General features: G+C 66.1%; 16 protein-coding genes. 3 read left to right on the top strand and 13 right to left on the bottom strand.

All coding sequences use genetic code 11. The features are described from left to right. The first annotated feature begins 70 nt into the window (after positions 1–70). Both QRQ56_RS19380 and QRQ56_RS19375 read left to right on the top strand, forming a co-directional pair. A complete protein-coding gene (locus tag QRQ56_RS19380) occupies positions 71–1810 on the top strand; it encodes a methyl-accepting chemotaxis protein (RefSeq protein ID WP_438742368.1) in 1740 nt (579 codons plus the stop codon). A 256-nt stretch (positions 1811–2066) separates the two neighbouring features. After that, positions 2067–3584, top strand: a complete 1518-nt coding sequence (locus QRQ56_RS19375) for a M81 family metallopeptidase (RefSeq protein ID WP_438742291.1) — start codon at positions 2067–2069, stop codon at positions 3582–3584. 201 nt (positions 3585–3785) lie between these two features. Here the strand turns inward: QRQ56_RS19375 and QRQ56_RS19370 are convergent, their stop codons facing one another. Both QRQ56_RS19370 and QRQ56_RS19365 read right to left on the bottom strand, forming a co-directional pair. Beyond that, positions 3786–4802, bottom strand: coding sequence for a zinc-dependent alcohol dehydrogenase family protein (locus QRQ56_RS19370; RefSeq protein ID WP_438742290.1), 1017 nt, complete (start codon positions 4800–4802; stop codon positions 3786–3788). A 2-nt stretch (positions 4803–4804) separates the two neighbouring features. Further along, positions 4805–5218, bottom strand: coding sequence for a (R)-mandelonitrile lyase (locus tag QRQ56_RS19365; RefSeq protein ID WP_438742289.1), 414 nt, complete (start codon positions 5216–5218; stop codon positions 4805–4807). A gap of 132 nt (positions 5219–5350) precedes the next feature. Between QRQ56_RS19365 and QRQ56_RS19360 the strand changes: the two genes are divergently transcribed. Then, positions 5351–6265 (top strand): LysR family transcriptional regulator, encoded by a 915-nt coding sequence (locus QRQ56_RS19360; RefSeq protein WP_438742287.1) that lies wholly within the window; start codon positions 5351–5353, stop codon positions 6263–6265. A 28-nt stretch (positions 6266–6293) separates the two neighbouring features. On the opposite strand, the gene QRQ56_RS19355 is transcribed toward QRQ56_RS19360, so the two are convergent. From QRQ56_RS19355 to QRQ56_RS19305, 11 genes are all read right to left on the bottom strand, one after another. After that, on the bottom strand, positions 6294–7256 hold the full coding sequence (locus tag QRQ56_RS19355) for an alpha/beta fold hydrolase (RefSeq protein WP_438742286.1): 963 nt from the start codon (positions 7254–7256) through the stop codon (positions 6294–6296). A 144-nt stretch (positions 7257–7400) separates the two neighbouring features. Next, a complete protein-coding gene (locus QRQ56_RS19350) occupies positions 7401–8615 on the bottom strand; it encodes an acyl-CoA dehydrogenase family protein (protein ID WP_438742285.1) in 1215 nt (404 codons plus the stop codon). Between the two features lie 195 nt (positions 8616–8810). After that, positions 8811–10022, bottom strand: coding sequence for an ABC transporter substrate-binding protein (locus QRQ56_RS19345; protein WP_438742283.1), 1212 nt, complete (start codon positions 10020–10022; stop codon positions 8811–8813). 135 nt (positions 10023–10157) lie between these two features. Then, positions 10158–11057, bottom strand: coding sequence for an alpha/beta fold hydrolase (locus tag QRQ56_RS19340; RefSeq protein ID WP_438742281.1), 900 nt, complete (start codon positions 11055–11057; stop codon positions 10158–10160). 127 nt (positions 11058–11184) lie between these two features. Then, a complete protein-coding gene (locus tag QRQ56_RS19335) occupies positions 11185–12012 on the bottom strand; it encodes a metal-dependent phosphohydrolase (RefSeq protein ID WP_438742278.1) in 828 nt (275 codons plus the stop codon). A gap of 208 nt (positions 12013–12220) precedes the next feature. Then, on the bottom strand, positions 12221–13099 hold the full coding sequence (locus QRQ56_RS19330; protein WP_438742277.1) for a transglutaminase family protein: 879 nt from the start codon (positions 13097–13099) through the stop codon (positions 12221–12223). Continuing rightward, complete coding sequence (locus QRQ56_RS19325) at positions 13096–15645, bottom strand: circularly permuted type 2 ATP-grasp protein (RefSeq protein WP_438742276.1); 2550 nt, start codon at positions 15643–15645, stop codon at positions 13096–13098. The genes QRQ56_RS19330 and QRQ56_RS19325 overlap by 4 nt, the downstream gene beginning before the upstream one ends. A gap of 27 nt (positions 15646–15672) precedes the next feature. Beyond that, complete coding sequence (locus QRQ56_RS19320; protein WP_438742275.1) at positions 15673–18942, bottom strand: DUF2126 domain-containing protein; 3270 nt, start codon at positions 18940–18942, stop codon at positions 15673–15675. A gap of 372 nt (positions 18943–19314) precedes the next feature. Next, complete coding sequence (locus QRQ56_RS19315) at positions 19315–20619, bottom strand: methyl-accepting chemotaxis protein (protein WP_438742274.1); 1305 nt, start codon at positions 20617–20619, stop codon at positions 19315–19317. After that, the gene (locus QRQ56_RS19310) at positions 20597–21115 is read right to left on the bottom strand and encodes a PAS domain-containing protein (protein ID WP_438742365.1); all 519 of its coding nucleotides are present in this window, start codon (positions 21113–21115) and stop codon (positions 20597–20599) included. Before QRQ56_RS19310 ends, QRQ56_RS19315 begins: the two co-directional genes overlap by 23 nt. 225 nt (positions 21116–21340) lie before the next feature. Then, positions 21341–22864: a UxaA family hydrolase gene (locus tag QRQ56_RS19305; protein ID WP_438742272.1), complete on the bottom strand. Its 1524-nt coding sequence runs from the start codon at positions 22862–22864 to the stop codon at positions 21341–21343. Between the last annotated feature and the right edge of the window lie 83 nt (positions 22865–22947).

The following is a 22947-nucleotide window of genomic DNA, read 5'->3' as shown; positions in this document are numbered from 1 at the left end:
ATAGTTTTGCATCAATTTGTACCACCGCGCTCACCGGCCACTCCAGGCCATGTCCGGGCCCCTTTACACCATGACATCAGTTCGATCTGGGAATGCCGTCAGGCTCGCTGGCCGCTTCACGCTGGCCACCAAGCTCTATGCGATCTTCGCGCTGTTCGCGCTGCTGACGGCGGCGATCGCCATGCTGTCCGACTACAACAGCCGCCGCGGCGCCGACCTGACCAACGCCATCGAGACGGCGAACGCCGCCGCGCTGAACGTCGAGCGCGTCAACTCGCTGGTCTATGCGGTCGTGATGGAATCGCGCGGCGTCTACATGTCGGCCGAGCCCGCTGTGGTGAAGAAGTACGGCGAGGGCCTGCTCAAGTTCAACGCCCAGATCCTCGACGTCGTGAAGCGCTGGGAGACCATCGTCAAGTCCGACGATGCCGAGCAGTTCGCCACCTTCAAGAAGCGCATCGAGCAGTTCGTCGAATTCCGCAAGGAGCTGGTGCGCCGCGGCGTCGAGATCAACGCGGCCGCGGGCCGCGAATGGGGCGACAACGACGCCAACCGCGCCGTGCGCTCGGCGCTGAACAAGGATCTCGAGGCGCTGTCCAAGGTCTATGCCGAGCGCGCCAAGCAGATCGCGCGCGAGACGGAGACCAACCGCACCCTCTCCTTCGTGCTGACCTGCCTCGGCGGCGTGGCGCTGGCCCTGGTCGTGATCGGCATCGTCATCATCGCCCGCTCGGTCGCCCGGCCGCTCGCCGCGATCACCGCCACCATCAAGCAGGTCGCCGAAGGCGCCCAGGACGTCGTGGTGCCGCATTCGGGCCGCGCCGACGAGATCGGCGCGCTGGCCCGCGCGATCCAGGTGTTCCAGGAGGCCATGGACCGCAACCGCAACCTCGCCTCCCAGGTCTCGCAGGACTCGGCCGCCCGCGAGGAGCGCGCGCGCCATATCGAGCAATCCGTCGAGCAATTCCGCGAGGCCATCGGCGCCATCATGCGCGGCCTCGGCGACAACGCCTCCACTATGCGCGAGACCGCGCAGACCATCACCCGCGTCACCGCAGCGGCCTCCAGCCGCGCCGGCACGGCCGCGGATGCCACCGAGCAGGCCTCGCACAACGTCACGGCGGTGGCGGGTGCGGCCGAGGAGCTATCGGCCTCGGTGGTCGAGATCGGCCGCCAGGTGCGGCAGAGCGCCGGCGCGGTCGAGCAGACCGGCCAGCGCACCGAGAAGTCGATCTCCGAGATCGAGAGCCTAGCTGCGGCCACGCAGCGCATCGACGGCGTGCTCAGCCTGATCCAGGCGATCGCCGAGCAGACCAATCTGCTGGCGCTCAACGCCACCATCGAAGCCGCCCGCGCCGGCGAGGCCGGCCGCGGCTTTGCCGTGGTCGCCCATGAAGTGAAGGCGCTCGCGGGCCAGACCGCCAAGGCGACCGCCGAGATCGGCGAGAACGTCTCGATGATCCAGGCCTCGACCCGCAATGCGGTCGACGCCGTCCGCGAAATCGGCGGCGCGGTTCGCGAGATCAACGAGGTCACCTCCGCGATCGCAAGCGCCGTCGGCCAGCAGGACGCGGCCACGCGCGAGATCTCGTCCAACGCGCAGAGCGCAGCGCAAGGCAACGAGACGCTGGTCGCCAACATCACCTCGCTGCGCGACGCCATCGGCGAGACCGACACGGCGGCGGCTTCGGTGCTGACGGCCGCACGCGGCCTGACCGAGACGGCCGACACGCTGTCGCGGGAGGTGGAGACATTCTTCCAGAACCTGCGCTCGGGCGCCACGGCCGGTCGTACCGCCAAGGCGGGGTGACGGCGCGCCTTACCGCAGCCAGGCGGCGGTAGGGTCCTCCCAACAAAAAGCTGCAAAACAACCCCATGCACAGTAGGCGGGGTCAGGTTATTCAATGGGTTGGTGGCTGGCGCGAAACCAGCAGCTCTTACGCAATTGATTTTGACTCGTCGGGCAAAACAGGGGCACGATGCGGTCGTGCATTGCCGAACAGGAGACGGCGCGTGTCGGCGCGGCTGACTTGTGAGATTGCATAAGAAAAAAACAAAGGAATCCCATGAGCCAGACGCGGCGCGTCCTCTCGGCGCAGGTCGCCCATGAGACCAACACTTTCTCGATCGTTCCGACCACGCTGGAGGACTATCGCAAGCGGCTGTTCCTGCGCGATGGTGAAATCGCCCCGGCACTGGCCGACACCAGAATGGAGATCGCCGCGCATCTGGCGGCAGCCAAGCGTTACGGCTGGACCTTGGTGCAGCCGGTCGCGGCCGCGGCCACTCCATCGGGCAAAGTGACGGCCGAGTGCTGGGCCGAATTGCAGCGGCTGGTCTACACGGCTTGCGAAACCGGGCCGCTCGACGGCGTCATCCTCGCCTTGCACGGCGCGATGGTGACCGAGACCGATGACGACGCCGAAGGCGCGCTGCTCGAAGGCTTGCGCAAGCGTCTGGGCGACACCATTCCGATTGCGGTGACGCTCGACCTGCACGCCAACGTCACCGAACGCATGGGCCGGCTGGCCAATATCATGCTGCCCTACCGCACCTACCCGCATATCGACCAGTACGAGACGGCGTTCCGCGCCGCCGAGCTGTTGCAGGCGGCGATGGACGGCAAGACCCGCCCGAAGGTCTTCCGCTCGCAGCCAGCTCTGCTCGACGGCTGCAATCACGGACGGACGCAAGGCGGCGTGATGAGCGACCTCTTGGCGCGCGCCGCGGACATGCAGGCGCAGACGCCCGGCCTGTTGTCCGTCGACGTCTGCGCGGGGTTCAGCCGCTCCGACATCGCCGAGGTCGGCCCCAGCGTCCAGGTCACCTATGATGCCTCCCACAACGCCGCCGAAGCGGCCGCGCGGCAGGCCGCGGCGGCGCTCGAGGACGAGATGGTCCGCCGCCGCGCCGAAGTCACCGTCACCGCGCTCGATTTGACTGATGCAACGAAGCTCGCTGCCGCAGCCGCAAGCGACGTCGCGGACACCCGTCCCCTCGTGATCGCCGACTTCAGCGACAACCCGGGCTCGGGCGCCTATGGCGATGGGATCCGCCTGCTGGAGGCGCTACTGCAGGCCGGGATCCACGGTGTGCTGTTCGGCGTGCTCGGCGATTCCGAAGCCGCTTCCCGCTGTCATGAAGCGGGCCTGGGGGCAAGCCTCGATGTCGTTCTCGGCGCCAAGCGTCATCCCGAAAGCTACGGTCCTCCGCTCACGCTGAGCGGGCGGGTGACGGGCTTGTCGGACGGCGCCTTCGTCTGCGAGGGGCCGATGAATGCCGGTCAGCCCATGACGCTCGGGCCCAGCGCCTTGCTCGAAGTGGACGGCATCTCCATCGCGATCTCGACCAACACGCTGCAGACCTACGATCAGGAAATGTTCCGAATTCTTGGAGCAGAGCCGGCTCGGTTCCGCATCGTCGCCGTCAAATCAGCGCACCACTTCCGGGCCGCCTTCGGGCCGATGGCCAGGGAGGTGATCCTGGCCGACAGCGGCGGCCTTGCCACCTTCGACAACTCCAAGCTGTCGTACCGGAAGGTCCGCCGTCCGGTATGGCCGCTCGACGAGTTGCCGTTGGGGTGAATCTCTCCGCTCGGCTGCGTCCGCGTCGGCACGATGCCATGCGAAAAACCCCGGCACGAGGGCCGAGGTTTGCGATACGGCTCGCGTACATCCGGCAAGCCAATCGTCGAATGACACCATAGCCACGGATCTTGAACGGATGATGACGAGATGGGGCCGACAAGATGTCGCGTAAGCCGAGATCGACGCCCTCCCCTGTGATCACACCGTCAGCAGCGTCTTGATCGCGCGGCGCTGGTCCATCGCCTTGTAGCCTTCGGCGACCCGGTCGATCGGCAGCGTGAGATCGAACACCTTGCCCGGCTGGATCCGGCCCTGAAGCACCCGGTCCATCAGGTCGGGCAGGAAGCGGCGCACCGGGGCGGGACCGCCCATCATGCGCCGCTGGCCGAAGAACAAGGCCTGGCCATCGAAGGTCACGCCATGGGGAACACCGACGTAGCCGATCGTGCCGCCGGGGCGCGCGCATTCGAGCGCTTGCGACATCGCCTCCTGCGTGCCGACGCATTCGAGCACCGAGTCCGCGCCGACGCCGCGCGTCAGCTCCTTGACGCGCGCGATACCCTCGGCGCCGCGCTCGACCACGATGTCGGTCGCACCGAACTCTTTGGCGAGCGCCTGCCGCGTCGCGTGGCGGCTCATGGCGATGATGCGCTCGGCGCCCATCTGTTTCGCCGCGAGCACGCCCATCAGGCCGACCGCGCCGTCGCCGACCACCGCCACCACCGAGCCTTGCTTCACGTTGGCAGCGTTAGCCGCGTACCAGCCGGTGCCGAGCACGTCGGAGGTTGCGAGCAGATGCGGGATGAGATCGCGTCCCGGCATCTCGCGGGTCGCAACCAGTGTGCCGTCCGCGAGAGGGACGCGCGCATAGGGTGCCTGCGCGCCCGACATGAACTCGCGCTGCTCACACGAGGACTGGAAGCCGAACTTGCAATGCGGACAGGTGTTGTCCGACAGGCAGAACGAGCCGACCACGAACTGGCCGGGCTTGATGGTCCGCACCGCGCTGCCGATTTCGACGACGACGCCGCAATATTCGTGGCCCATATGCGCGGGCCCCTCGTTCGGCTGCAGTCCGCGATAGGGCCAGAGGTCGGAGCCGCAAATGCAGGTCGCCGACAACTTGATGATGGCGTCGGTCGGCTTGACGATCCTGGGATCGTCGACCGTTTCGAAGCGGACATCGCCGGGTCCATAGAGCACGGTTGCCTTCATGGTCATTCTCCTTTGCCGGCGCGGTCGCCGTACTGCTCGTCCGTCACCTTCTCCAGCCATTCGACCGGATTGCCGTCGAGCGCCTCCTGAACAGCGATATGGCTCATGGCGGCCTTGGGGGACGCGCCATGCCAGTGTTTCTCACCGGGTCCGAACGAGACCACGTCCCCGGGACGAATGTCCTCGACCGGACCGCCCCAACGCTGCACGCGGCCGAGGCCGGAGGTGACGATGAGCGTCTGGCCGAACGGATGCGTGTGCCAGGCCGTGCGTGCGCCGGGCTCGAACGTGACGTGATTGCCGGCAACGCGCGACGGCTCGACGGAAGGAAACAGCGGATCGATCCGAACCGTGCCGGTGAAATACTCCACGGGGGCCCTCGCCGAAGGCTGGGAGCCGGCTTGCCGAATTTGCATCTGAGCCTCCTCGATGTTGGCCGCAGCGATTGCCCGCGGCGCCCGCGGCCACAGATAGGCCGGCCCTGGGCATTCGATTAGCCACTGTAATTCGCTTGCATTCATCGATATGAGCCATGAATAATCGCGGCCATGGCAAACCGGGATTTCAACGATCTGCTGGCCTTCGTGGCCGTCGCCCGCGAGCGCAGCTTCACCAGGGCCGCCGCGAAGCTCGGCATCGTGCAGTCGACGCTCAGCCATACGATCAAGCGGCTGGAATCGCAGATGGGCCTGCGGCTGCTCGCGCGCACCACGCGAAGCGTCGGGCTGACCGAGGCCGGCGAGCGGCTGCTGCAATCGGTTGCCCCGCGTATCGAGGAGATCGAGCGCGACATCGCCGCACTGATGTCCCTGCGCGACAAGCCCTCCGGCACCATCAGGATCACGCTCTCGGACCATGCCCTGGATACAGCCGTCTGGCCGAGGCTCGCCCCGGCCCTGAAGGCTTATCCCGACATCAAGGTCGAATTCAGCCTCGACACGGCCTTCCGCAACATCGTCGAGGACGGCTTCGATGCAGGCGTCCGCCTCGGCGAGAGCGTCGAGAAAGACATGATCGCAGTGCGCATCGGCCCGGACTGGCGGCTCGTGGCGGTGGCCTCGCCCGCCTATCTCAAACAGCATCCGAAACCGAAGCACCCGCAGGACCTCTTAAAGCACGTCTGCATCAAGCGCCGCGCGGCGGCCGGCGGCCATTACGTCTGGGAGTTCGCCAAGGGCGGTCCTGACCTCAGGGTACGCGTCGAGGGCCAGCTGACCTTCAATGACTCGCGCGCGATGATCGACGCCGCCGTGAAGGGCTTCGGCATCGCCTATCTCCCGGAAGACATCGTGGCGCGGCAGGTCCGGTCCGGCGAGCTCGTCGTCGTGCTCGACGACTGGTCGCCGAAGTTCGACGGCTACTACCTTTATTACCCGACGTCCCGGCAGAACTCGGCGGCGTTCAAGGTGATCGTCGAGGCGCTACGTCACCACGAGGCGCGACGACGGCGCGGCCAGGCGTGAGGCGGACCCACGCCAGTCGCCCTGCCCGTCATTTCCCGTCGAGGAAAGCGCGCACCTTGGTCACGGTCTGCGCCGGCTGCTCTTCCATGATCCAATGTCCGGAGCCGGTGATGATGCCGCCGTCGACCTTGGTGCCGACCTCGCGCATCACCGCAGCCTGCTGCTCGCCGAACGACTTTTCGGCACCGAGCGCGAGGATCGGCATGGTCAGCTTGGTCGCGGCGAAGACCTTGTTGTCCGCGGCGTCCTTGCCGAACGCTGCGAACTGCTCGAAGGCGTAATGCATGTTGCCCGGCCGGGCGTAGAGCTTGGCGTAATGGTTACGCGTCGCTTCGTCGATGGCCTTGGGATTGGCCGACAGGTCGTTGTAGAAGCGATCGAGATAGATGCGCTCGCGGCCCTTGACCAGGCGATCGACGTCGGGGCCGCGGAAATTGAAATGCCAGAGCATGGGGCTCTTCAGGATTTCATCCCAGGGGCCGATGCCGGGCAGCGGCGCGTCGATGACGGCCCATTTGGTGATGCGGTCGGGGTATTGCGCCGCGAGCGCGTAGCCCACCATGTTGCCGATGTCGTGCGTCACCAGATCGGCTTTCTGGACCTTGAGCTTGTCCATGAGCATGGCGATGTCCATGCCCTGGTTCTTCTTGTCGTAACCGCCGGCGGCCTGGGACGACAGCCCCATCCCGCGCAGATCCGGAACGATCACGGTGTGGTCCTTGTAGAGCGCCTTGGCGAGCGGCGCCCACATGTCGCCGGTATCGGCGAAGCCGTGCAGGAGGACGACCGCCGGTCCCTGTCCACCCACGCGGACATTCAGCGTGACGCCGTTGACCGAAATTCGTTCGATTTTGAAAGCCGCGGGGAACGGCTCGACCGCTGCGAGAGCCGATCGACTGCTCCAGATGGTCAGGATTGTCAGGAGGGCGGCGAAAATGGCCGCGATCGATCGCGCGCCGGAGGTGCGGCTGCTGAAGGCGAAACTGCGCATTGTTGACCTGCTCGCTCATGTGCCGAGCGCAACAACGTCGGCAGTCCACGCATCAAATACTTCGGTCCATCAAAACATACCATACCACCTTATGACCAGCTCCCCTTCCGCAATCTCATGCCCACTCCGCGAGCAGCCGTCTGGCTATCCCATCACCCCGCCGCGCTTGATCAGCTCTTTACCCACCGCGGCCAGGTGCACCTGGTCCGGTCCGTCGCCGATGCGGATGAAGCGGGCGTAGACATAGGCGCGCGCCAGGAACGTATCCTGCGAGACGCCGGCGGCGCCGTGGATCTGGATGGCGCGGTCGATGACGCGGGCGGCCATGGCGGGCACCACGATCTTGGCGGCGGCGATCAGGTCGCGCGCGGCCTTGTTGCCTTCGCGGTCCATCTTGTCGGCGGCCTGCAGCGTGAGCAGCCGCGCCTGCGCGATCTCGCAGAAGGAGTGCGCGATGTCCTCGCGCACCGAGCCCTGCTCGGCCAGCGGCTTGCCGAAGGCGACGCGTGACACCGAGCGCTGGCACATCAATTCCAGCGCGCGCTGGGCGCAGCCGACCAGCCGCATGCAATGGTGGATGCGGCCGGGACCGAGACGGCCTTGCGCGATCTCGAAGCCGCGGCCTTCGCCCAGCAAAATGTTCTCCGCGGGCACGCGGACGTTCTCGTAAGAAATCTCGGGATGACCGGCCGGCGCGTCGTCATAGCCGTAGGTGAGCATGTCGCGGGCGATGCGCACGCCGGGCGTGTTCCTCGGCACCAGGATCATGGATTGCTGGCGATGGCGGTCGGGATCGTCGGGCGCGGTCTTGCCCATCACGATCAGGATCTCGCAATCCTCGTTCATCGCGCCCGAGGTGAACCACTTCCGTCCGTTGATGACGTAGTCGCTCCCGTCGCGCGTGATGGCGCACTGGATGTTGGTGGCATCGCTGGAAGCGACCTGCGGCTCGGTCATCGAGAAGCCGGAGCGGATGCGGCCCTCCAGCAGCGGCTTCAGCCAGCGCTCCTGCTGCGCCTTGGTGCCGTAGTTGGCCAGCACCTCCATGTTGCCGACATCGGGCGCCGAGCAGTTGAACACCTCGGGCGCCCAGAGGATGCGGCCCATGATCTCCTTCACCGGCGCGTATTCCAGATTGGAGAGCCCCGGTCCGTGCTCGCCTGACAGAAACAGGTTCCAGAGCCCCTGCTCGCGCGCCATCCGCTTCAGGTCCTGCAGGATCTGCGGTGTCTTGTAGCGCGATGCTTCCGGCTTCACCTGCTCGTAATAGAGCTCCTCGGCCGGCTCGACATGCGTCCGCATGAACTGCCGGACGCGCTCCTGCAGCTCGAGCGAACGGACGGAGTGTTGAAAGTCCATGGAGATCTCCTCTTCTTCCCTTCTCCCCTTGTGGGAGAAGGTGGCGCGAAGCGCCGGATGAGGGGTTCTCTCCGCGAACTCAACGAAGAGAATCATTCGCGGAGAGAACCCCTCACCCGGCTGCGCTTCGCGCATCCACCCTCTCTCACAGGGGGAGAGGGTGCACCGTCTCTGCGGCCGCTCTCTTACTTCGCCTCACGTCCCCTTCAAGAGCTCGCTCGCCACCACCCAGTCATTGCCGTCGAACTGCAGCATATAGCCGTCCTTGATCGGGCGGAAATCCTGCGGGGTGGTGTTCAGCGTGATCCCAGGCATCAGCAGCGAGAGCGGCACGTTCTTCAAATTCGCCGCCTGCGCCATGATGTTCTCGCGCGTTAGATTGTCCTTGCACTGCTTGAGCAGCACCACGAGCGCCTCGGCGACGGTGTAGCCGTAGAGGCCGGCGACGTTGTTGACGTCGGCATTGGGCAGGCGCTTCTTCATGAAGTCGATATAGGCCGTCATCGCCGGGTCGTCCTTCGGCTGCTCGACGAACGGCTTGAGCGATCCGAGCGAGAGCACGCCCTTGCCGGCATCGAGGCCCGCCGGCACCATCACGGTCGCCTTGTTGGCGCAGCCGCTGGCGAGGAAGCGGGTCGGCTGCCAGCCGACCTCGTGGGCTTTGCGGATCGCCTGCGCGCAGGCGCGCGGCGTCACCGAATAGATCATGAAGACGTCGGCCTTGGTGTTCGCCAGCGTCAGCACCTGGGAGTCGACGGTGGGATCGGTGACCTCGAAGCTCGAAGCCATCGCGATCGCCTTGTCGGCGTCGCCGCCGAGCGCTTCCTTGACGCCGCGCAGATATTCCTTGCCGGCATCGTCGTTCTGGTAGAGCACCGCAAAGCGCGCGTTCGGGTTCTTGGCCCGGGCATAGGCGACGTCGATCGCCGCCTCGCTGGTGTAGTTCGGCGCCCAGGGCAGCGCCATCGACCACGGCATGTTGGCGGGGTCGTTCCACTTCGAAGCCGAGCTGATCAGGAAGAGCTGCGGCACCTTGTTGCTGTTGAGATATTTCGCGATCGCCGAGCTCGGCGCCGTGCCCATGGTGGCGAAGATGAAGGCAACGCCATCGCCCTCGACGAGGCGCCGCGCGGCCTCCATGGTCTTGGGCGGCGAGAACGCATCGTCCAGCGAGATCAAATTGAGCTTGCGGCCGCCGATGCCGCCCTTCTCGTTGACCTCGTCGAAATAGGCGGAGATCACCTTGCCCGTGATGCTGAGCGGCGAGGCCGGCCCGCTATAGGGCATGGTGTTGCCGATCTTGATCTCGGTGTCGCTGACGCCAGGACCGTAGGATTTTTGCGCGGAGACAGGCGTCGACAGGCAGGCGGCAGCCAGTGCTGCGGCCAGGACCAAAGCGGCTTTCATGGTTTCTCCCCGATGATTGTCGCCGCCCGAAATCGTGGCGCGAAGGCGCGGCGTGCTGCTTTTTTGTCAGCGCGTCAGATCAGCGGAGTTCGGCAAGGTGGTCTTGCGTCGAGTTGCTGATGGCGTTGCGGCATCTCAGCGAGATGGCATCGCCGCTTTCCGCACGTCCAGCACGGCCTGCGCCCATTCGGCCGGCCGCTCCTGCGGCAAATTATGTCCAGCCTTGGCGAAGACGCGCCGTTCGAACACGCCTTCGAACTTGTGCGCATGATGGGCAGTGCCGGGATTGACGCCGTCGCTGTCGCCGTCGATCGCAATCGTCGCGACGCGGATCGGCGGCTGCTCGGCGAGCTTCGCCTCGATGGCCGCATAGGCGGGATCGCCGTCCACCAGCGCGTAGCGGTGGCGGTAGGAGTGGATCACGACGTCGACGAAATCAGGATTGTCGAACGACACCGCGCTCGTCTCGAACGTGGCGTCGTCGAATGTCCATGTCGGCGACCACATCGCCCAGAGCTGGCGCGCAAAGCCGCGCCGGTTGCGCTCCAGCGCGCGGCGGCCGCGCTCGTTGTGGAAGAGGTATTGATACCAGAGCGCCGCCTCCTCAGGCGGCGAGGCCGGCTCCATCGACCGCGCGATGTTCTGGATGTTGTAGGAATTGCCGGAGACGAGGCCGATCACGCGCTCCGGATGCAGCGCCGAGACCACGCAGGCCGCGCGCCCGCCCCAGTCATAGCCGCCGACGATCGCGCGCGCGATGCCGAGCGCATCCATGAAGGCCAGCAGGTCGGCGCCGAGCGCCGCCTGTTCGCCCGAGCGCAGCGTCGCGGCGGAACGGAAACGCGTCGGTCCATAGCCGCGCAGCCAGGGCACGAGCACGCGCGCGCCGGCCGACGCAATGATCGGCGCGGCCTCGGCATAGGCATTCACGTCGTAGGGAAAGCCGTGGCCCATGATGCAGGGCCAGCCGTCGGGCGCACCGTATTCGCGATAGGCGATGTCGAGGATGTCCGTGGTGACGGTTTTTTGTTGCATGGTTTTCTCACGGAGTGGGGAGGCCGTAGCCCGTAGCCCGGATGAGCGCAGCGACATCCGGGAATCTTGCGACGCCCGCCCCGGATATCGCTGCGCTCATCCGGGCTACGGTAACGCGGAGCGCCGCCTATCTCTGCGGTCCCGACAGCGAGATGTCGCGCTCGGCGCGGAACACGTTGCTGTAGAGATTGGCGATCCATTGCCGGCCGATCTCGGTCTTGTTGAGATAGCCGATCTCGGTCTGGATGTGCGGTGCGACGCTATTCCAATAGAATTGTGGATAGCGGTTCACGATGTCGGCCGGCGAGTCGTAACCGAGCTGGCGGTTCATGCCGACCTCTTCGAACTCGTAATACAGCGCGTTGGCCTTGCGCAGATAGTTGGGATCGCCGAGCTGGCCGATGAAATCGGCCGCACGCAGGATCGAGGCCTCGTCGTCATATTCCTGGCCCTCGCGGGCCGGAAAGCGCGTCCCCTCGATGGCGCGGGCAACCCGCTCCGGATCGAGCCCGGGAATATGCCGCAGCCGCCGCGTCACATACAGCTTCGAGCGATCGACGTGATACATCATCAGGCTCGCGTCCGACGAGCCGCGCGGCAGCGAGACCTTGTTGTCGGACGCGTCGATCACGAAGCCGTCGGAATCGTCCTCCTCGAACAGCCCGCGCACATAGCCGATATCGTGGGCGAGGCAGGCGATCAGGACGTGGACGTAATCCTCGGCCGACAGATGGGTGTGAAGGCTGCGGCCGCGCAGGATGGCCTGGGCCGCCAGCGTCACCAGCATCGTATGCTCGATATTATGATAGAGCGCATCGCTGTTGCCGATGCATTCCATCGCGGTGCGCGTCGCGCTCTCGACGATGCTGGCAGAAGTCTCATCGTACCGGCGCCGCATGAATTTCCCGAGGAAGTCCTCGAGGGATTCAGCCGCCAGTCTCGGCAAGGTTATCATGGATGCAGCCCCGTCCGCCGCTGGTATCCCACGCTCTCTCCCGACGCCTGTCTTGTTCTCAACGCAGAAACCAGCATAGCCTAAGTTAGGCCCGGGAACCAAACGCTGGAACGAAGACACGAAAAAATGTTGCGCGTTGTGCTCTGCGACATCACGGTTGCGGAGACGGCTCGATACACCCGGGCGGCGCGGGACGACGACGGCGCAATCACTCCACCAGCAGCACGTCGACGGCGACGCCAAGCTTCTGCTTGGGCGAGCCGACGATGATGCCGTCGACCGGCGAGACGTCGGAAAAGTCGCGCCCGACCGCAAGCACGATATGGTCGTTGCCGATCAAGAGATCGTTGGTCGGGTCGAAATCGACCCAGCCGAGCTCCGCCCCGCACCACAGGGAGACCCAGGCATGGGTGGCATCGGCGCCCTGCAGGCGCGGCTGGCCCGCCGGTGGAATGGTGCGCAAATAGCCGCTGACATAGGCCGCCGGCAGACCGAGCCCGCGCAGCCCCGCGATCATCACATGGGCAAAGTCCTGGCAGACGCCGTGGCGCTTGTCGAACACCTCGCCCAGCGGCGTCGAGATCACCGTCGCCTTGGGATCATAGCGAAACTGGTCGCGGATGCGATGCATCAGATCGACCGCGCCCGCGAGGATGCCGGCACCCGGCGCAAAGCTCTCGGCGGCATAGGCGCTGACCGGGCGCAGCACCGGCACCAGCGGGCTTGCGAAAACATAGCCGACCGGCGAGGCCGGGCCGAGGCTGGTCGCCTCGAAGGCGACGTCGCGAACGCTCTCCCAGGGCGGGCTCGCGGCATCGCGCGACGGCGGCTGGCGCGACACCGAGACGCGCGAGCGCGAATCGATCCGTAGGTTGCGATGCGCGGCCTCGATCACGATGCTCTCGGTGAGCGTGCCGAAAAAATCGCGCCGCTCGGTGCGCTCGGCCGGCCGCGGACGGATCTCGACGCGGTGCGAGATCAGCTCCTGGCCGCTGCCGCTGCGCGGCTCCAGCCGCAGCGTGCAGCGGGCGAAGCTGACCGGATTCTCGTATTCGTAAGTTGTGACGTGACGGATGTCGTAGATCACGCCAGCCCCGTCAGCTTTTCCGGCCGGGCCGCGTTGGGGCCGTGCGGGAAGTAGTGCTGCCCGATCGCCTCGGCGAGGCTGAGCAGGTCCTGCTCCAGCGCAAACAGCGTCTTGACCTCGAGCTTCTCGGCCTCCGCAGTCGCAAGCATCGCTTGCATGGCGACCGCAAGCCGCTGCGGCTTCTCGATCAGCCCGTGCTCCTTCAGGCTCGGGAGCGCGGCGATGTGCTCGTTCAGCGTCGTCACCTGGAACGCTACCGAACGCGGATTGTATGGATCGAGCACCGCGAGGTCGCGCACCGGCGCCAGGATCGGCGCCAAGAGATAACGCGAACGGTAGGTGATCTGGCAATCCACCAGGGTCAGCAGGATGTCGAGGTCCTCGTCGCCGGCCTCGTCATAGGCGAACTGCCGCGTGAAGCGCGTGGTGTTGATGGCGCGCTCGATACGGCGACCGATGTCGAGGAAGCGCCAGCCGGCGGCGCGGTTCATGTTCTCCTGCGCAAGGCCGGCAAGGCTGGCCAGCTCCTGCAAGGTCAGCTCGGCCGCGCTCACCACGCTGTCGTCGCCTTCGACCTCGAAGGCGAGACGCTCGGCCATCTCGGTGATGACCTGCCAGGCGTCGGGCGACAGTCGCTCGCGCAAGGAGGTCGCGGTGCGCTGTGCCGCGCGCACCAGCGACAGTGCCGAGCCGAAACGGTCCGGGCTCTGCAGCGCCTCGGCGACGATGCGTCCCGGCGCGGTACGCGATGTCTGCGAAACCGCGCCCCAGGCCACCAGCAGGCGCTGGATGCGTTCGGCCGATTGCAGCGAGGCCGCCGTGCCCTTGTTGGGTCCGCTCGGCGAGCCCAGGGCGCGCACCAGGCGCAGCGTCGCCTCGGCGCGTTCGAGATAGCGGCCGAGCCATAACAGATTGTCGGCGGCCCGGCTCGGCAGCACGCCGGCGATGCGGCGGATGCGCACCTTGTCGGTCGCCGGCAGCAAGGTCGCGGTCGAGACCTGCTTGCCGGAGACGACCCAGACATCGGCGGCGCGCGCACCATCGCCCATCGATACCGCGCGCGCGTCGGCCTGCTCGGCGATGCGGCAGAAACCGCCGGGCATGATCGCCCAGCCGTCGGGCGTTGCCGCAGCGAACACACGCAGCACGAACGGGCGCGGCGTGATCTGACCCTGCTCCCACACCGGCATGGTCGAGAGCCGCACCACCTCCTGGCCGACATAGTCCATGCCGCGCGCGGCTATGGCCTCGACCAGGCGCTGGCGGTCGGCCGCGTCCAGCTCGCTCGCAAGCACCGGCCCCGCACGGTCGAGCCCGGGCACGCCGCGGCGATAGGCGCCTTCGATCGCGACCTCGTCGAGCCGCGACAGCACCTCGTCGCGCGCCGATTTCTGGCCGCACCACCACGTCGCGATGTGCGGCATCTTCAGCTCTTCGCCGAGCAGGCGGCGGCTCAGCGCCGGCAGGAAGCCGAGCAGCGCACGCGCCTCCAGCACGCCCGAGCCCGGCATGTTGGCGACGACGACGCCGTCCTTGCGCAAGACGTCGATCAGGCCGGGCACTCCGAGATGCGAGGACGCATCGAGCTCGAGCGGATCGAGCGAGTTGGAATCGACCCGGCGCAGCAGCACGTCGAGCCGCTTCAGGCCGGCGACAGTGCGGATGTGGATGCGGTTGTCGCTGACGGCGAGATCGTCACCCTCGACCAGCAGGAAACCGAGATAGCGCGCCAGCGTGGCGTGCTCGAAATAAGTCTCGCTGAAGCTGCCGGGGGTGAGCACGCCGATCCTGGGCTCGTCGCGATCGGCCCGCGCGCGAAGACTGTCGCGGAAGGCCTCGAAGAACGGCGCGACGCGCGGCACGTTCATCGACTTGTAGAGGTCGGAGAAGGCGCGCGAGAGCACGAGGCGATTCTCCAGCGCATAGCCCGCGCCCGATGGCGCCTGGGTGCGGTCGCCAAGCACCCACCAGCGGCCGTCGGGGCCGCGGCCGACGTCGGCGGCATAGAGCGACAGATAGCGCCCGCCGGGCGGCGGCACCCCGCAGACGGGACGGAGGTATTCGGGGCTGCCGGCGATCGCGGCGGCCGGCAGCGCGCCCTCGGCGACCAGCCGGCCCTCGCCGTAGATGTCGCGCAGAACCCGCTCCAAAAGCTCGGCCCGCTGGGTGATGCCGGCGGAAAGCTGCTTCCAGTCGGCCTCGTCGATCAACAGCGGCAGATGGCTGATCGACCAGGGCCGGTCGGCGCTGTCGCCGGGGGCGCGGTAGGTGACGCCGGCCTCGCGGAGGTGGCGATCGGCCATGCCGAAACGCCGCTCGATCTCATCGGGCGCGAGCGCCCCGAAGGCGTCGAAGAAGCGGCTCCAGACCGCGCGCGGGGCGCCGTCAGGGCCCAGAAACTCGTCGGGGATGCCAGGCAGGCGCTTATAGTCGCGAACCCATTGCGCGAAGCGGCGCTGACCTTCGCGCTGGCCTTCGCGTTGGCCTTCGCGTTGACTTGGCGCCCTGCCCGCCCTGTCGTTCTCTTCGGCTGCGCCCTCGGCCATGCGCCTCTCCCTGCCCCACCATCATACTCATTGCAGGAGCGGGGTCCGCAAGTCGAGGGTCAGCGGGAACTCACTTGTGCGTTCCTCGGGGGGTGGCCGGACCGGCCCCGGCGTATGGCCGTGGTCCTGGAAGCGCGCCAACCGCCGCGCCTCGGCCTCATAGGTGTTGACCGGCTTGGTGTCGTAGCTGCGCCCGCCCGGATGGGCGACATGGTAGACGCAGCCGCCAAGCGAGCGGCCGTTCCAGGTGTCGATGAGATCGAAGGTCAGCGGCGCATGGACCGGGATGGTCGGGTGCAGGCCGGAGGCCGGCTGCCAGGCCTTGAAGCGGACGCCGGCCACCGCCTCGCCCGAGCGTCCGGTCGAGGTCATCGGCAGGCGGCGGCCGTTGCAGGTGACGATGTGGCGGCCCTCGACAAAACCCTCCGCCTTGATCTGGAGCCGCTCGACCGATGAGTCGACATAGCGCACGGTGCCACCGGCCGAGCCCTCCTCGCCCAGCACGTGCCATGGCTCCAGCGCCTGGCGCAGCTCCAGCGTCACGCCGCCTTGATGGACACGGCCGAAGGCGGGGAAGCGGAATTCGAGCTGGGCCAGATACCATTCCGGCTCGAACGGATAGCCGAACTCCCTGAGCTCGGAGAGCACGTCCAGGAAATCTTCCCAGATGAAATGCGGCAGCATGAAGCGATCATGCAGCGCGGTGCCCCAGCGCACGAACTTGCCTTGTTGGGGCTCGCGCCACATCTTCGCGATCAGCGCGCGGATCAGGAGCTGCTGGGCCAGCGACATGCGCGGATCGGGCGGCATTTCGAGCGCGCGGAATTCGACGAGGCCGAGGCGGCCCGTGGTCCCATCAGGCGAATAGAGCTTGTCGATGCAGATCTCGGCGCGGTGGGTGTTGCCGGTGATGTCGACGAGCAGATGCCGGAACAGCCGGTCCACCAGCCACAGCGGCGTCTGGTAGCCCGGCGGCGGCACATGCGAGAGCGCGATCTCCAGCTCGTAGATGCTGTCGTGACGGGCTTCGTCGATACGCGGCGCCTGGCTGGTCGGGCCGATGAAGAGACCCGAGAAGAAATAGGACAGCGAGGGATGCCGCTGCCAGTACAGCACGAGGCTCTTCAACAGATCGGGCCGGCGCAGGAACGGCGAATCCTGCGGGCTCGAGCCGCCAATCACGACGTGGTTGCCGCCGCCAGTGCCGGTATGGCGGCCGTCGACCAAAAAGCGGTTGGCGCCGAGGCGTGTCTTGCCGGCATCCTCATAGAGCCCGACGGTGATGTCGACCGCTTCGCGCCAGCTTTTCGCCGGCTGGATGTTGACCTCGATGACACCGGGGTCGGGCGTCACCTTGATCACCTCGATGCGCGGATCGAACGGCGGCGGATAGCCCTCGACGTGGACCTGAATCTGCATCTCCTCGGCAGTCGCTTCGAGGGCCGCGATCATTTCGAGATAATCCTCGATGCGCTCGACCGGCGGCATGAAGGCGCAGAGCACGCCGTTGCGGACTTCGACGGACATCGCGGTGCGGACCGGGACGGACGTGTTGAGATGCTCGGGCTCGACCTTCGGCGGCGATTCCGGACGCGCCGGAAGGCTGAACACCGGCAGCTTGCCGCGGGCCTCCATCGGGTCCTGTTCGACGATGTAGGGATATTGGCTGGGCGGGATATGGCCGAGCGAACCGATCGGCAAGCGCAAACCCAGCGGTGAATCGCCCGGCATCAAGAACAGATGATTGCGCCGGAGTTGCCAGCGCTCGCTGCGCCAGCGCGGCGGCGCGTTCCAGCGCTGCACCGGCAGCACGAAACCGCGCGGCGTATTGAGGCCCTCGTCGAACACGCGCGCCATACGTGCACGGGCTTCTGGATCGGATAATTTGGGGTCGGAGGGATCGACGTCGACGGGAAGCTCAGCCTCCTTATGGAGCCAGTAGGCGGTGTCCTCGTAGGCCGGAATGATGTAGCCGGGATCGAGCCCGAGACGCGCCGCCGTGCCCTCGACAAACGCCTGAGCGTCCTTGACCTCGACGCGCCGCGGATTCTCGATCCTGGCGATCAGATCAGCATTCTTCCAGATCGGCACGCCGTCCTTGCGCCAGTACAGGCCGAAGGCCCAGCGCGGCAGGCTCTCGCCCGGATACCATTTGCCCTGGCCGTAATGCAGCAGGCCGCCGGACGCGAAACGATCGCGCAGACGGCGGATCAGGTCGTCGCCGAGCCCGCGCTTGGTCGGGCCGACGGCTTCCGTATTCCACTCAGCGGCTTCGAGGTCGTCGACCGAGACGAAGGTCGGCTCGCCGCCCATCGTAAGCCGCACGTCCGCGCTCGAAAGATCGCCGTCGACCTGCTCGCCGAGATCATTGAGCCGCGCCCAGGATTCGTCGGAGAACGGTTTTGTGATGCGCGGCGCCTCGCGGATGCGCTTGACGCTCATGTCGAAGGCGAACTCGACCTCGGCAAAACCGGCCCCGCCGGAGATCGGCGCGGCCGAGCGATAATGCGGCGTGGCGGCGACCGGGATATGGCCCTCGCCCGCGAGCATGCCGGAGGTCGCATCGAAGCCGATCCAGCCGGCGCCGGGCAGATAGACCTCGGCCCAGGCGTGTAAATCGGTGAAGTCGTTCTCGACTTCGGGAGGTCCCTCGATCGGATCGATGTCGGGACGGATCTGGATCAAATAGCCGGAGACGAAGCGCGCAGCGAGCCCGAGATGACGGAAGGTCTGGATCAGCAGCCAGGCGGAGTCGCGGCACGATCCGGCCCCGGAGGAGAGCGTCTCCTCCGGCGTCTGCACGCCGGGCTCCATGCGGATAATGTAACGGACGTGCTTCTGAAGCTCGCGATTGAGATCGACCAGGAAGTTGACGGTGTTCGGGGCCTCAGGGGGGATCGTATCGAGAAATTTCGCGAACAGGCGATCGGGCTTGACGGTCTCGAGATACGGCGCGAGCTCGGTCTTCAAATCCTTCGAATACTCGAACGGAAAGCTGTCGGCATAGGGCTCGACGAAGAAGTCGAACGGATTGACCACCGTCATCTGCGCGGTGAAATCGACCTCGATCTTCAGTTCGGTCGTCTTCTCCGGGAAGACGTAGCGGGCGAGCCAGTTGCCTTGCGGATCCTGCTGCCAGTTCACGAAATGATTGGATGGCGAGACCTTGAGCGAATAGCTCAGGATCGGCGTACGCGTATGCGGCGCCGGCCGCAGCCGGATGGTCTGCGGGCCAAGGTCGATCGGGCGGTCGTATTTGTAATGCGTGACGTGGTGTAATGCGACGTAGATCGACACGGTGTGCGGTGCTCCAGCAGCTTTTTTGAGCAGAACACCTGATGTGGGTGCGATCAAGCACTAACAACGGGCAGAGGATGCCTAGGAAGTGTCCGGACTACGCGGGCAGTATCGTAGGGTGGGCAACGCGAAGCGTGGCTTCCATTGCGTGGGCACGGCGCAAGTGCGCCTTTGCCCACCCTGCGATTCCTGCTTCCCCTCTCCCCTTGTGGGAGAGGGTGGCTCGCCGCATAGCGGCGAGACGGGTGAGGGGTATCTCTCCGCGAATTCAAATGAGAGTTTGGCTCGCGCAGAGATACCCCTCATCCGGCGCTTCGCGCCACCTTCTCCCACAAGGGGAGAAGGAAAAGCAGCGCGCTCTTCGCGAAAACCCTACGCCGCCGAGGTCAGTCGCTGCAAAAACTGCGTCACCTCGCGGCGGAGCGTCTCGACTTCGCCGTGGACGCGCTCGGAGGCGCTGTTGACGCGGCTCGCGACGCGGCCGGTGTCGGCGGCTGCTTCGCTGATGCCCGACACGTTGGAGGACACTTGCGAGGTGCCGGCGGAGGCTTCGTGAACGTTGCGCGCGATCTCGCGCGTCGCGGAACCCTGCTGCTCGATCGAGGCCGCGATGCTCGCGGTGATGCCGTCGATCTCGGCGATGGTCTGTGCGATCGCCTCGACCGCCGCGACCGAATTGCTGGTCGATTGCTGCATCTCGCCGACCTTGGCGCTGATCTCCTCGGTCGCCTTCGCGGTCTGGTTGGCGAGGCTCTTGACCTCGGAGGCCACGACCGCAAAGCCGCGACCGGCATCGCCTGCCCGCGCCGCCTCGATCGTGGCGTTGAGCGCCAGCAAATTGGTCTGCGAGGCGATCTCGCTGATCAGCTTGACGACGTCGCCGATCCGCATCGCAGCATCCGCGAGGTTGCGAATTTCATCGCCGGCCCGGTTGGCCTCGTCGACGGCGCGCCCCGTGCTCGTGGTCGAGCCGGCCACCTGACGGCTGATCTCGGCGATCGAGGATGCGAGCTGTTCGGCCGCACTCGCCACCGTCGCAACGTTGCTCGAAGCCTGATCGGATGCGCTGCGCATGCCGGAGGTCTGGCGGTTCGTCATCTCCGCCGCCGCCGCCATCTGGCCGGCGTCGGATTCGAGATCGGTCGCGGCGCTCATGAGGCTGCCCGCGACGCTGTCGAGATGCGTGCCGAACTGCTTTGCAAGGCCCGCGATCTCGACCACGCGGCGGCCGAGGCCGTCGGTGCCGGCATTGATGATGGTCGCCGAGCGGCGGAACGAGCCGGGCAATCCGCGCGCGAGAATCTTGCGGAAATACTTGCCGCGGCTGGCATAGTCCATCGATGCCGAAGCCTCGCGGACGAAGGCATCGGTGATGTCGAGCATGTCGTTGACCGACTTCTGGATGGCGCCGATCCGCCCGGCCTGCCGCTCGCTCAGGATGCGCGCTTCGAGATCGCCGCGCGCCGCCTTGCGGCAGACATCGGCGACCTCATCGACGGCCACCGCCGTACGATGCTGGCACCAGAGGCCGTAGCCGAGCAGCACCATTGTCGCACCGAGCAAAGCGGTAACGGCGACCCCACTCACGCCGAGAAGCGAGAGAACGAAAGCAACGGCGGCAACAGCACACGCGAGCGCGGTCGCTCCCTGCGCCTTAGAGAGAGAGGACAAATTCATCGTAACCGACACCGTTTTGCTTGAGCAGACCGACCATCATGTCGAAGCTCGCACGCATGCCCTCCTTCGCATTGGCATGGCGAGCCTCTTCGGCGCAAAGCGCCTTGTAGATCGGTTTGATTTTCTCGACCGGCGCGGAATCGGGTCTGCGTCGATTGGAATGATAGCCGATGATGTTGCCGTGATCGTCGAGCGTCGGGGTGACGTGGGCGAAGACCCAATAATGGCTGCCGTCCCCCGCGAGATTGACGACGTAGGCGAAGATTTCCTGTTTTGTCTGGAGCGTGTCCCACAGCAGCTTGAAGACGCAGCGTGGCATGTCCGGATGGCGGATCAGGCTGTGGGGCGCGCCCATCAGCTGCTTCCAGGGATATCTCGCCATGCGGAGAAAGACGTCGTTGGCGTAGGTGATGCGGCCTTTGAGATCGGTCTTCGATACGATCAGCTCCTCCTCACCGAGGAGATTTTCCACCCCAGTAGGACGTATAGCTTGCATCGTTTGATCCCTAAACAAAGGTCGGCCCCACCACGCTGTGGAGCCGCATCACACCCTGTCTACGGCAACAGTAGTTAATCAGGTGTAAGCTTGCGAAGCTCGGGGCGAGATGCATGCCTCCGTATCATTACTTAGCGAGAGATCGCTGCATCCGGCGCAACCACACGCATCGCCTATCACTTGATTCAATTGCGACTGCGTTGCGATTGCGCCGTCCCCGCGCGACTACATCGTCGCTCCCAGCACCCACGGCGCGAACTCGGCGCCGCCGAAATCGAAACTCTCGCTCTTGGTCGGCTGGCCCGAAGCCGTCTTGAGGATGAGATCGAAGATGCGCTGGCCGCATTCCTGCACGCTCTCCTCGCCTTCGAGGATGGTGCCGCAATTGACGTCCATGTCCTCTTCCATGCGCTTGTACATCGGCGTGTTGGTGGCGAGCTTGATCGAGGGCGCCGGCTTGCAGCCGAAAACGCTGCCGCGGCCGGTGGTGAAGCAGACGAGATTGGCGCCGCCGGCGACCTGTCCGGTTGCGGCGACCGGGTCGTAGCCGGGCGTGTCCATGAAGACGAAGCCCTTCTTGGTGATGGGCTCGGCGTAGCGCAGCACCTCGACGAGATTGGTGGTACCGGCCTTCGCCATCGCGCCGAGCGACTTCTCCAGGATGGTGGTGAGACCGCCGGCCTTGTTGCCGGGGCTCGGATTTGCGTTCATCTCCGCGCCTTCACGCTCGGTGTATTCGTCCCACCAGCGCATCAGGTCGACCAGCTTCTCACCGACCTCGCGGCTGACCGCGCGGCGTGTCAACAGATGCTCGGCGCCGTAAGTCTCGGGCGTCTCCGACAGGATGACAGTGCCGCCGTGGCGCACGATGAGATCGCTCGCCGCGCCGAGCGCCGGATTGGCGGACACGCCGGAATAGCCGTCCGAGCCGCCGCATTGCAGGGCGACGGTGAGCTCGCTCACCGGCACGGACTCACGCGTCACCTTGTTGGAATCAGCCAGCGCCTCGCGCACGAAAGCGATGCCGGCTTCGACGGTCTTGCGGGTGCCGCCGACCTCCTGGATGTCCATCGCGCGCAGGCGGCCGGCGAGCTTCTGCTCTTCCATCAACCCACCAATCTGGTTCACCTCGCAGCCGAGGCCGAGCACGATGACGTGGGAGAAATTGACGTGCCGCGCATAGCCGCCGAGCGTACGGCGGAGCAGCGCCAGCGGCTCGTTCTGCGTCATGCCGCAGCCGGTCTTGTGGGTCAGCGCGACCACGCCGTCCACGTTCGGGAAGTCGGCGAGCGGATTGTCGCCGGTGAAGGGATTCTTCTTGAAGACGTCGGCGACGAGGCTCGCGACATGTGCGCTGCAATTCACCGAGGTCAGGATGCCGATATAGTTGCGCGTGGCGACGCGGCCGTCGGGGCGCCGGATGCCCTCGAACGTCGCCGGCAGGTCGAAATTCGGTGTCGGCTTGACGTCGGCGCAATAGGCATAGTCCTTGGCGAAATCGCCCATGCCGATGTTCTGCACATGCACGTGCTGCCCCGGCGCGATGGCCTGGGTCGCAAAGCCGATGATCTGACCGTAGCGAATGACGGGCTCGCCCACCGAAAACGGCTTGATCGCGACCTTGTGGCCGGAAGGAATGCGTTCGACCGTCGTAACGCCGTCGGCCACCGCCGTCCCCGGCGGCAGGCTCGCGCGCGCGATCAGCACGCCATCATCGGGATGCAGGCGGATGACGGGGCTGATGGTCATGGGAGTCTCCTGTATCGAAATGATCGTGCCCCGGACGCTGCGCAGCGCGAAGCGGTGCGCTGCAGATCCGGGGCCCAGTTGTT

Origin of the sequence: Bradyrhizobium sp. U531 (assembly GCF_051710265.1) — a bacterium.
In the GTDB taxonomy this organism is placed as follows: Bacteria; Pseudomonadota; Alphaproteobacteria; order Rhizobiales; family Xanthobacteraceae; genus Bradyrhizobium.
This window is presented reverse-complemented; position numbering and strand designations above follow the sequence as displayed.

Bases quoted from the DNA above. Each gene is read 5' to 3' on its own strand.
- QRQ56_RS19380 (WP_438742368.1), top strand. From the start codon at position 71: ATGACATCAGTTCGATCTGGGAATGCCGTCAGGCTCGCTGGCCGCTTC.
- QRQ56_RS19375 (WP_438742291.1), top strand. From the start codon at position 2,067: ATGAGCCAGACGCGGCGCGTCCTCTCGGCGCAGGTCGCCCATGAGACC.
- QRQ56_RS19370 (WP_438742290.1), bottom strand. From the start codon at position 4,802: ATGAAGGCAACCGTGCTCTATGGACCCGGCGATGTCCGCTTCGAAACG.
- QRQ56_RS19365 (WP_438742289.1), bottom strand. From the start codon at position 5,218: ATGCAAATTCGGCAAGCCGGCTCCCAGCCTTCGGCGAGGGCCCCCGTG.
- QRQ56_RS19360 (WP_438742287.1), top strand. From the start codon at position 5,351: ATGGCAAACCGGGATTTCAACGATCTGCTGGCCTTCGTGGCCGTCGCC.
- QRQ56_RS19355 (WP_438742286.1), bottom strand. From the start codon at position 7,256: ATGCGCAGTTTCGCCTTCAGCAGCCGCACCTCCGGCGCGCGATCGATC.
- QRQ56_RS19350 (WP_438742285.1), bottom strand. From the start codon at position 8,615: ATGGACTTTCAACACTCCGTCCGTTCGCTCGAGCTGCAGGAGCGCGTC.
- QRQ56_RS19345 (WP_438742283.1), bottom strand. From the start codon at position 10,022: ATGAAAGCCGCTTTGGTCCTGGCCGCAGCACTGGCTGCCGCCTGCCTG.
- QRQ56_RS19340 (WP_438742281.1), bottom strand. From the start codon at position 11,057: ATGCAACAAAAAACCGTCACCACGGACATCCTCGACATCGCCTATCGC.
- QRQ56_RS19335 (WP_438742278.1), bottom strand. From the start codon at position 12,012: ATGATAACCTTGCCGAGACTGGCGGCTGAATCCCTCGAGGACTTCCTC.
- QRQ56_RS19325 (WP_438742276.1), bottom strand. From the start codon at position 15,645: ATGGCCGAGGGCGCAGCCGAAGAGAACGACAGGGCGGGCAGGGCGCCA.
- QRQ56_RS19315 (WP_438742274.1), bottom strand. From the start codon at position 20,619: ATGAATTTGTCCTCTCTCTCTAAGGCGCAGGGAGCGACCGCGCTCGCG.
- QRQ56_RS19310 (WP_438742365.1), bottom strand. From the start codon at position 21,115: ATGCAAGCTATACGTCCTACTGGGGTGGAAAATCTCCTCGGTGAGGAG.
- QRQ56_RS19305 (WP_438742272.1), bottom strand. From the start codon at position 22,864: ATGACCATCAGCCCCGTCATCCGCCTGCATCCCGATGATGGCGTGCTG.